This is a genomic window from Methanobrevibacter sp. 87.7 (assembly GCF_002208625.1).
Classification (GTDB): domain Archaea; phylum Methanobacteriota; class Methanobacteria; order Methanobacteriales; family Methanobacteriaceae; genus Methanarmilla.
Genome location: NZ_MRCT01000065.1, coordinates 1 through 10,223, shown reverse-complemented (window position 1 = coordinate 10,223; position 10,223 = coordinate 1). Strand labels below are relative to the sequence as shown.

General features: G+C 25.7%; 9 protein-coding genes. 2 read left to right on the top strand and 7 right to left on the bottom strand.

The features are described from left to right. The first annotated feature begins 66 nt into the window (after nucleotides 1-66). Nucleotides 67-576, top strand: coding sequence for a KEOPS complex subunit Cgi121 (gene cgi121, locus BGI41_RS04455; protein WP_088539029.1), 510 nt, complete (start codon nucleotides 67-69; stop codon nucleotides 574-576). Nucleotides 577-667: 91 nt separating this feature from the next. Further along, the gene (locus BGI41_RS04450; RefSeq protein ID WP_088539028.1) at nucleotides 668-1,639 is read left to right on the top strand and encodes a DegT/DnrJ/EryC1/StrS family aminotransferase; all 972 of its coding nucleotides are present in this window, start codon (nucleotides 668-670) and stop codon (nucleotides 1,637-1,639) included. A 150-nt stretch (nucleotides 1,640-1,789) separates the two neighbouring features. On the opposite strand, the gene BGI41_RS04445 is transcribed toward BGI41_RS04450, so the two are convergent. From BGI41_RS04445 to gatD, 7 genes are all read right to left on the bottom strand, one after another. Further along, entirely contained in the window at nucleotides 1,790-2,992 is a 1,203-nt protein-coding gene (locus BGI41_RS04445; protein ID WP_088539027.1) for an Nre family DNA repair protein, read from the bottom strand. A gap of 290 nt (nucleotides 2,993-3,282) precedes the next feature. Beyond that, a complete protein-coding gene (locus BGI41_RS04440) occupies nucleotides 3,283-4,005 on the bottom strand; it encodes a zinc ribbon domain-containing protein (protein ID WP_088539026.1) in 723 nt (240 codons plus the stop codon). A gap of 33 nt (nucleotides 4,006-4,038) precedes the next feature. Continuing rightward, nucleotides 4,039-4,965 (bottom strand): glutamine-hydrolyzing GMP synthase, encoded by a 927-nt coding sequence (gene guaA, locus BGI41_RS04435; protein WP_088539025.1) that lies wholly within the window; start codon nucleotides 4,963-4,965, stop codon nucleotides 4,039-4,041. A gap of 25 nt (nucleotides 4,966-4,990) precedes the next feature. Further along, nucleotides 4,991-5,251 (bottom strand): hypothetical protein, encoded by a 261-nt coding sequence (locus BGI41_RS04430; protein WP_088539024.1) that lies wholly within the window; start codon nucleotides 5,249-5,251, stop codon nucleotides 4,991-4,993. 226 nt (nucleotides 5,252-5,477) lie between these two features. Continuing rightward, nucleotides 5,478-6,047, bottom strand: coding sequence for a GMP synthase subunit A (locus tag BGI41_RS04425; protein WP_088539023.1), 570 nt, complete (start codon nucleotides 6,045-6,047; stop codon nucleotides 5,478-5,480). A gap of 768 nt (nucleotides 6,048-6,815) precedes the next feature. Further along, nucleotides 6,816-8,693 (bottom strand): Glu-tRNA(Gln) amidotransferase subunit GatE, encoded by a 1,878-nt coding sequence (gene gatE, locus BGI41_RS04420; protein WP_088539022.1) that lies wholly within the window; start codon nucleotides 8,691-8,693, stop codon nucleotides 6,816-6,818. Between the two features lie 9 nt (nucleotides 8,694-8,702). Next, nucleotides 8,703-10,010, bottom strand: a complete 1,308-nt coding sequence (gene gatD, locus BGI41_RS04415; protein WP_088539021.1) for a Glu-tRNA(Gln) amidotransferase subunit GatD — start codon at nucleotides 10,008-10,010, stop codon at nucleotides 8,703-8,705. Nucleotides 10,011-10,223: the final 213 nt, after the last annotated feature.

The following is a 10,223-nucleotide window of genomic DNA, read 5'->3' as shown; positions in this document are numbered from 1 at the left end:
ATTTTAAAGCTATTTAATTTGTTTTTATTAAATTAATATTAATAAACATCTTTAGAGGGTATTATATTGGAGAATATTACAAATAATATTAAAATTTTAGGATATACTGGAGAAATAAGTGATGTATCTAAAACATTAAAAAATATTGATAATATTAAAGATCAATGTTGTGATATTGGAGTTATTCAATTATTAAATGCTCATGCTATTGGTGGTAAACGTCATGTTCTTCATGGTACTATTGAAGCAATTAAAGCATTTCAAAGAGGGGAAAATTTAGCTAATGATTTAGGTATTGAATTATGTCTAAGAATTTCAGCTCAAAGGCAAATATCTAAAGCTTTAGAAATTTTAGGTTTACATACTGGTAAAATGGATATATGTGTTGTCATGATTGATTGTCCAGATTACTTTGAAGATGAATTAAATAATATGTTTACTCTAAACGATTCAGTATTTGAACCAGATATTAAATATTTATCAAAGATCTATAATATTTCAGATAAACAAAATAAGTCAATGTATATTGAAGATTCATTAATTGACAAAACTACTAGTTTAATTGTTGATGTCTAATTTTTTCAATTAAATTACTTGTTTATAGTTGTTGTTTTGTTTATATTTTATTTATTGTTCTAATTTTGTTTTAAAACTAGTAGGTAATATCATGGATTTAAAATTTAAAAAATCATCAGAAGATACAAGGAAAATAAAATCTGAGATTGCATTAGGTAATAATCCTCTTAATATTGATTCATATATTGATTATGCAGAGGATAAAATAAAAGATACTACAAATCATGATTATGCACATATTGTATCAAGTGGTAATGCTGGAATTTTCATTGGACTTTCTTATATAAATGGGGATGTTCTTATTCCAGATCAAGGTGGTTGGAATGGGTTTAAACAGATTTCAAGATTTTTAAATAAACCTTTTGAAACTGTTAAAACAAATCTTGGTTTAATTGATATTGATGAACTTAATAATACATTAAGTAATTTAGATAAATCTAAAGTCAATGGATTAATTTTAACTAGTTTTGCAGCATATACTGCAGAACAAAATATTAAAGAAATTTCAGAAATATGTCATGAAAATGATGTAATTTTAATTGAAGATGTATCTGGTTCAATAGGAGATTCTAAACTTGCAAATGGTAAATATTCAGATATTATAGTAGGTTCTACTGGTTCACCTAAAATTTTAAATGTTGAAGACGGTGGATTTATTACAACTAATATTAAAGAGGTATTTGATAATAATAGAATATTATTAAAATCATTTAAATCTAATGAAATTACTGCAGGTGGAATAATTAGTGAACTTAAGAATGCTTCTTCTAATTTAAATAAATATATTGATGCTTGTAATTATCTTAAAAATAATATTGATAATGTAGTTCATGCTGATAAAAGAGGAATTAATGTATTTATTAAAAATGATGATCCTAAACATTTTTCATGGAATCTTAGACAAGAACTTGTTTTAGATAGTCATGGAATGGTTACTAAATGTCCTAATTATAATAGACTTAAAGAAAAAGGAGTAGCACTTGAAATTAAAAATCTTGATATTTCTCAATTATCAAAGAGTAATCTTGATGAAATTATTGAAATTGTTAAAAAATATCAATGAATTTTACTATTTTTTTTTAAGTTTTATGAAGAATAAGATTTTTTTTATTATATTTTTTACTATTTTTTTTAAGTTTTATGTAAAATAAGATTTTTTTATTATATTTAATTTATTGTGTTTAAAATTTAAGAAAAATAAAAAATTTTTAATTTAATTTTGGAATTTAGGATCTTTTTTAAAGTAAGAGTCAAGAGTTGTTTGTTTAGTATGTAGCATCTCGTTAAGTAATGTTCCTGTTTTTATGTATCTACTTAATGGAATTTTAAAGTTTTTACCAACATATGCAAGTGCAGTTTTTAAATCTTCAAATTCTTTATATGGTTTTTCCATAGCTTCTCTCATGTTTTCACGTACATTAAAAACACCCATTGGAACATAACCAGTATATGCTTCTCTTAATACTATTAATCCAGATTGTAATTTCATTTTATTTAATGCATCAAGAACTACCATTTTACTTGTATAATAACATCCACCTACTGTTGAATATTCTTTTTTATCTTCATTGGTTTCATAATCTGAAAAGACAAATTCTTCATTGTTTTCAACTTTATAGAATCCTTCAGTCCATTCATATTGCCATTCTGTTGGAGTTAATATTATTGCATAGTAATTATTTAATGCTTCATTTTCATATACTCTATAAGTATCAATAATTGGATTATATCTTACTTCTTTTAATAGTTTATCTGCAAGTGCAGAATCACATGCTGTAATTGACCAACGTGTAGGTACTAATTTTCTGTTTTTACCTATTCCAAATGCACCTACTGAGAATGCTTTCTGTACAGCTGAAAATGGAACTTTTTTATTATGTAATGCCATTACTGCATCTCTTGCTCTTAAATCTGTATCATAATATGATTTTTCAAGCTGTTTATCCCATCTTACTGCATCAATATCAAATTTTTCAAGTATTCCACTAGGTCCATGAGGCATTGATTCTTGTGATAATTGTGCACCTCTTGGTCTTTTTACAAAATTTGCTTCTGCATCAGTTGATTTTGATGCAAGTGAAATATCTTGTAATTTTTCAACATATGGGTTGTTTAAATCTTTAATATCAATTAATTGTTTTCCTCTTACAAGATTCATACGATAACTTAATATATCATTTTGAGTTTTATTTTGATTTAACCAAGACTCTGGTGCATCCATGATATAGGTATCACCTAATTGATTTGCCATCATAGGTCCAGCATATACTTTAGGGTAACTCCATCTTCCTATGAATACTGATGGAGGTGTACTACCTTCAAGGTCTTTACCTACCTTGACTGACTTCATTTTTATATCTCTTGTAAGTTTTTCAAGATAAGCATGTTTTGTTGTTCTTTGTCTTCCTGCTTTCATAATATCTCAAAATTTATTAATTCTATGTTTTTTTATAATATAATTAATTTTTTTAGATTTTTTATTTTTATTTTTAATCTAAATTATTTTTAATTAATTTTTAGATTTTTTATTTTTAATCTAAATTATTTTTTTAAATCTTGCATATTTTAATTTATAGTCTAAAATATCTTTACTTATTATAAATTAAATATTAAAAATTTTTTTAAAAAAAGTATTTTGATTTAAATGTAAAAATATATATTTAATTTTAATAAAATTATTAAAAAATATATATCTTTCGTGTTTATTTAAAATGTAGCTACTGGATTTACTAATGAATTAATATAAGCTATAATTGATATTATTATAATTATTGTTACAATAACTATAATTATCATAAATGCAATTTCTCCATTTGTAAAACTTCTACGAACTGGTAAATTTCTTTGATTTTTAATCCATATTTGGTTAATTGATTCTTGTACATTACAGAATGTCCAGAAAGTACCTATTACGGGTATGAAAATATATAATAATGTATTTTCAATTGGTGAGTAACTTTCAATATTCTCTTTATCAAGAATTTCTTTATAATCTTTTAATAAGTAATAATATATAAACCAATTAATAATAGGTATTATAAAACCAAGTGTACGCCATCCGGGATTTATATTTCTATTATAATCATTTTTTAAATGGGTACTATTTTTATAAAACCACCATATTGTATATAATTTACCACCAAAGATTAATAATAATATTTCTCTTCTAAGAGGTAATACATTTGAGTATTCTCTTTCTGGATTGTTTAATTTATCATAGAACTCTCTTTTTTCAAGTTCTCTAGTTTTTATTGCTTCATCTTTTTTTAATTCTTCTTCATGTTCTGGTGATACATAATTATTAATAAAATGGTTTCTAGAGATATTTTCTTCTTTCTCTTGCCATTGCATACAGTAAGGGCATTTTTTAGTATTTATCGGTATTTCTTTACCACAATAAATACAAAATTTTGTTTTTGCACCTTCCATTTAAATCACTTTCTCGAATTTTTTTATTTAGATTTAAGCAAATTCAATTGTTGCAGGTGGTTTATCACTTATTGAAAGTGATACATGTGTTACTTCAGAAACTTCTGAAGTTATTCTTTTAGATATTGTTCTAATAAGCTCCCAAGGAATTTCTGGTACATATGCAGTCATAGCATCTACAGATGCAACCATTCTTACAACAACTAAGTATCCGAAATCTCTTTGATCTCCTTTTACACCAGTAACTTTTGTATTAGTTAATGCTGCAAAGTATTGCCATAATTGTTTGTTAAATCCTGATTTTTCAACTTCTTCACGTACAATTGCATCAGCATTTTGACATATTTGAATTTTTTCTCTTGTAAGTTCCCCAATAACTCTTACTGCAAGACCTGGACCTGGGAATGGTTGACGATGTATAATAGAATCTGGAAGTCCTAATTCTGCTCCAATTTCTCTTACTTCATCTTTATATAATTCACGAATAGGTTCTACTACTTCTAAGACCATACCACTTGGAAGTGCAAGATTGTGGTGAGATTTAATTTTTCCTTGACTTTCAATCCAATCTGGAGCAATAGTTCCTTGAATTAAGTATTTAGCATCAATTTTTGAAGCTTCTCTTTCAAAGACATCAATAAATTTTTTACCAATTATTTTTCTTTTTTCTTCAGGATCTACTACACCTTCTAATGCTTCTAAGAATTCATCAGATGCATCAACATAAATAAAATTTAATCTATCTTTAAATGTATTTACAACTTGTTCTGCTTCTCCTTTTCTTAAAAGACCATGATCTACAAATATTGCAGTTAAGTTATCTCCAATAGCTTCACCAACAAGAACAGAACATACAGAACTGTCAACTCCACCAGATAATGCTATTACTGCTTTTTCATCTTTAATTTCATCTTTTACTTTTTCAATTGCTTCATCTATAAAACCTTTAGGGGTCCACATTGTTAATTCCTCTTAGATTTTATTTTTAGTCTTCTTCATTTTTAGTTTTAAATTCATCAATGAAATCTAAAACTATTTTTTCAAGACCATTATCATTTCCAGCTTCAATAGCTTCCATTATATCATCATATTTAACGAATTTTCTAAGAATGATACTTTTTTCACCAACACCTGCAATGTTGAATTCATATTCATCATCACCTATTGGTATTTTAATTCTTTCTCTTTTAAGTTCTGGTTTATTTTCCATTGCTTTTTCTCTTAATTCATCTACATTATTAATCATTTTGATTCCTCATAATCTATTTAATTTAATTCTTGAATTATTCTAATCTATTATTAATTATTATTTTAAATTATCTCATTAATAATTAATTATAATAATAAATTAAATTTTTTATTAATAATTAATTTTAGGTTATTCACATATTTTTTATTATTAATAATTAAGTAGTTTATTATAATAATTATCTTAATTGTATATTTTAATTAATAATTAATTTTAAGTATTTTTATTTATTTAAATTATTTTTACAAATTTCATAGAAGTTTTGGAATACTATATCTCCTTTAGGAGTAGTATGTACTTCCGGATGGAATTGAATTCCATAAATATCTTTTGTATTATGTTTCATAGCTTCAATATCACAAATATTTGAACTTGCTAATATTTTAAAGTTTTCTGGTAATTTTTTAACTTCATCTTTATGTGATGTCCAAACATCCATTGTTGGTGCTAAACCTTTAAGAAGTTCTTCTTCATCATTAATATTAATTTGAACTTGTGCATAACTTTCAGTTTTTGAGGTTTCAACATCTCCTCCAAATTTTTGAGCTATAAGTTGATGACCTAAACAGATACCTAATATTGGTACATTAATTTCACTAATATAATCAAGACAGTTACCACTCATTGTAAGTGATGGTCCTCCTCCTAATATTAATCCCATTGGTTCTTTTTCTTTAATTTCTTCTACAGTTAAAGAGTTAGGAACAAGTTCACAAGGTATATCTAGGTTTTGTAAACTTCTTTGAATTCTATGGTTATATTGACCTCTATTATTTATAATTAGAATTTTCATATTTTGTTTCTCGCTATGATTTTTAAATTTAAATAAATTTTATTAAATAATAATATATTATATATAATACTTATTATTTATTTTTTATAAAAAGCCTTAATTAAATTAAATTTTTAGATTTAAATATTTATCTTAAGTTTAAAATAAAAAATATTATAATAGAATTTAATGATTTATTATATTATAAAATCTTATTTTCTTTTCTTGTTTGAATTTTATTTTTATTTTTAGATTTAAAACTACTAATTGTATTTATATATAATTTTTATAATAATTCAAATGTTTTATATACTATGATTATAATATTATTTTTATGGAAACTCAAGACTTAGTTTATATTTTAATTGTGATTTTACTTGCAATAATTATATTTTACTTGTTCATATGGCTCTTACCAGTAATTGTAATACTGTTAATCGCATTCTTTATCTATGTATTTTTACAAGATAGATATGGTAGATATTAACTATTTTATTTAATTAATTTACTTTTTAACAGATTATTTTTACTGTTAAGACTTTATTTAATTTTTTTCTTGAATATTTGCTTATTTTTATAGATTTTGTTTTCATTAAAGTCTTTAAACTATTTTTGTATTTTCTAGCTTTTTTTATGTGTTTTTTGTATTTTTATGTATTATTGGCTTTTTTTATGTTTTTTACTATTTTTATTGAATTTTCAAGAATTTAATTTCTAAATTTTAACTAATTTTATAATCTAATGAGTTTTCTAAATTATTAATTAAAAAAATATGTATTTAGAGTTTATCTAAATACGATTTTGAATTTCTTCTCTTACAATTTTATTTACAAGACTACCATCTGCTTTACCTTTAAGTTCTTTCATACTCATACCCATTAAAGGCCCCATTGCACCCATTTGGCGTTCTTGTACCATTGATTCGTTTTTATCAACAATTGATTTAATGATATCTCTTATTGCATCTTCACTAAGTAAACTTAAGTTTTCTTCTTTAGCTACAGTTTCTGCATCTTTTTCAGGGCTTTTACACATAGCTTCAATAAGTTCTCTTATTGCATCTTTTGAGATTTTATCATTTTGGAGAAGTGTAAATACTTCAATAAGTCTGTTTTGAGTCATTGAACTAATATCAACACCTTCTCTTCTTAAATCTCTTAAATCAGAACTTAATGTTGATGCTACAACTGTTGGATCTACTTTGGTTTCTTTTAATATATTTTCGAATTCATCACCAAGAACACGTCTTACAATTTGGTTTGCAAGATCTTCACTTAATTTATATTCTTTCATAAATCTTTCTTTTTTAACATCTGGAAGTTCTGGTAAATTATTTCTAATAGGTTCAACAATGTCATCAGTTATTTTAAATAATGGAATATCTGTTTCTAAGTACATTCTGTTTGCTGTAGCAAGTGGCCTCATATATTCAGTATTACCATCATCTAATGATTTACGAGTTTCTTCAACAACTCCTGTAAATGCAAGTTTTGCTCTTCTAATAACTTCTTCTAGTGCAGATTCTGCAACATCTGGGTCATGAGCTACAATAATAACTGCATCTTGAGGGTCAGTATTTAAGTATTCTCTTACTTTATCTACTTCTTCTTGGGTAATACCATATGCAGGTAATTCATCAGTATGGAATAATCCACTTACTCCACGTTTTTTAGCATAACTTGAGAGTTCTGTACCAAATCTTCTACCTTTTTGTACTTCAACACCTATTAATCCATCAAATCCTTTTAAAACAATTGCTTTAATGGATTTTGCTGATTTTAATATTTTACTTTCAGTGTCTTTTAATAATTCGTCAAGATCATATATTGTTTCATCAACTGATGCATTACGTTTTTTAAGTTCATCTCTAATTTCAAGAAGTTTAATTTGTCTTTCAACTTCTCTTTCTACAATTTCTGGCATTAATTCAAGATTTTGTACACCTTTAATTTCTACTCTTGCACCTTTTGCAATAGAAACATTTAAATCTTGTCTAATTGTTCCAAGTCCTCTTTTAACATTGGTACTTCTTAAAACTTGACCAATCATATATGCTACTTCTTCAACTTGTTTAGGATGATGCATTGAAGGATCTGTTGTAATTTCAACAAGAGGAATTCCAAGTCTATCTAATCTGAATTCTGTAAATTCATCATCAGTATCTATTCTTCTTGCTGCATCTTCTTCAAGACCAATAGTTTCAATTTTTACTCTTCCATATGGTGTATCAAGGTATCCATCAGTTGCAAGAAGTCCTGTTCTTTGGAAACCACTTGTATTACTTCCGTCAATAACTTGTTTTCTCATTGTATGGAATTCATCAACAATATGCATATTTAAAAGTACAGATATTGTTATTGCAAGGTCAAGAGCTTCACGATTTAATTTATGAGGTGGTTCATCATCAGTTTCAACAAGACATGTATGTTTGTTAAAAGATTCGTAGTTGAAATTTAATTTTCTCATTGATTCTTGAAGTGCTGCTCTATCTATTTGACCAAGTTCACTTTGTGTTGGTCTTAAATTCCTTTTAATTTTTAAATCTACATCATCATCAACAAGTTCAGTAGGACATGAACAGAATAATTTTGATTTAGTATTTAATTGTTGATGTATTTCAAGTCCCATTTTAAGGCCTAATTCTTCCCAATTATATTTATCTGTCATTGTCTCACCTTAGTTTAAAAAGTATTTTGCAGAGGTTCTTTGATTGATTTCTCCTGCAATATTAGTTTCCATAATTTTTCTTACATCTTTAATATCATCACTTTGACCTAATGCCCAGCATAATTTTACATATCCAACTTCAGGTGTCATATCTTCTCCAGATATAAGATGAGCATCTATAAGTTTACGACCAGTACTGTAAACATTCATATTTACTCTACCATATATACATTGAGAGGTCATAACACATGGAATTCCTTCATCTGCTGCTCTTTCAAGTGATGGAACCATATATTCAGGTACATGACCTAAACCAGTTCCTTCAATTAATAATCCTTTATAACCTTTGTCTATATGGTAATCAATGATTTCTTGTGATATTCCAGGATAACTTTTAATAAGAGCTACTTTATCTTCAATATCATCATAAAGTTTAAGTTCATTTTCATTCCTTTTAACATATGGTCTTGTAGTTTCTTGGATTTCTCCATCTTTTAAGTATGCTATAGGTTCTGCATCAATACTACGGAATGTATCTCTTCTTGAAGTGTGCATTTTTCTAACTTTTACACCACTATGTAATGCACATATATTATCATCTAATGAATCATGCATACAAACAGTAACTTCTGCAATATCTGATTTTGCAGCACCTACTGAATTTATAAGGTTTAAAAATGTATCTGTAGAAGGTCTATCTGAACTTCTTTGTGCACCAGTAACTACTATTGGTACAGGTGTTCTTAAGATAAAACTAAGTGCAGCTGATGTATAATGCATTGTATCAGTACCATGAGCAATAACAACACCTTGGGAACCATTATTTATATCATCTGCAATACTTCTTGCAGCTTCTACCCAATATTTAGGTTCCATATTTTCACTTAGAATATTATATAATGCTTTAACATCATAATTTGCAAGGTCAATAAGTTCTGGGTTAGCTCTAAGTAAATCTCCAGCAGTAAATGCAGGATGTACTGCTCCAGTACTATAATCAATAATAGATGAAACTGTACCACCAGTAGATATAATAGAAATATCCATTTTATTATCATCATGAGGTATTTCTGTTTCATCATAACCTATTTCTGGTTTACTTCCTTGTTCAATAAGTTCTATTGATGCATTAGTAATTTCAATACCTACATTGTATCCACTATCTAATTTTAAAACAATGTAATTATCTTCTGCATCTTCTGATCTGTCAAGTAATATTCCTTTGTAAGATACATCATCTTTTGAAACTTTTACTACATCACCAATAGTAATATTAGTTTCATCTAAAAATTTTTTTGAATTTTCTTTATAAGTCATTAAATCACTTTAAATAATTAATAATTTAGCTTGTAAATTTTTTAATAAAATATTTAAGTTTAATAAAATTCTATTCTTGTAATTTTTTTATAAATTATTGAATTTATATGGTTTTTTTCTATTTTTAGTTTTAAGAATAATTTTTTTATAAATTATTGGCTTTATAAGAATTTTTTTCTATTTTTAGTTTTAAGAATAGTTTTTTCTATTTAT

Coding starts and splice junctions, on each gene's coding strand:
- BGI41_RS04425 (WP_088539023.1), bottom strand. CDS start 6,047: ATGAAAATTCTAATTATAAATAATAGAGGTCAATATAACCATAGAATT.
- gatE (WP_088539022.1), bottom strand. CDS start 8,693: ATGACAGATAAATATAATTGGGAAGAATTAGGCCTTAAAATGGGACTT.
- BGI41_RS04440 (WP_088539026.1), bottom strand. CDS start 4,005: ATGGAAGGTGCAAAAACAAAATTTTGTATTTATTGTGGTAAAGAAATA.
- gatD (WP_088539021.1), bottom strand. CDS start 10,010: ATGACTTATAAAGAAAATTCAAAAAAATTTTTAGATGAAACTAATATT.
- BGI41_RS04445 (WP_088539027.1), bottom strand. CDS start 2,992: ATGAAAGCAGGAAGACAAAGAACAACAAAACATGCTTATCTTGAAAAA.
- BGI41_RS04430 (WP_088539024.1), bottom strand. CDS start 5,251: ATGATTAATAATGTAGATGAATTAAGAGAAAAAGCAATGGAAAATAAA.
- guaA (WP_088539025.1), bottom strand. CDS start 4,965: ATGTGGACCCCTAAAGGTTTTATAGATGAAGCAATTGAAAAAGTAAAA.
- BGI41_RS04450 (WP_088539028.1), top strand. CDS start 668: ATGGATTTAAAATTTAAAAAATCATCAGAAGATACAAGGAAAATAAAA.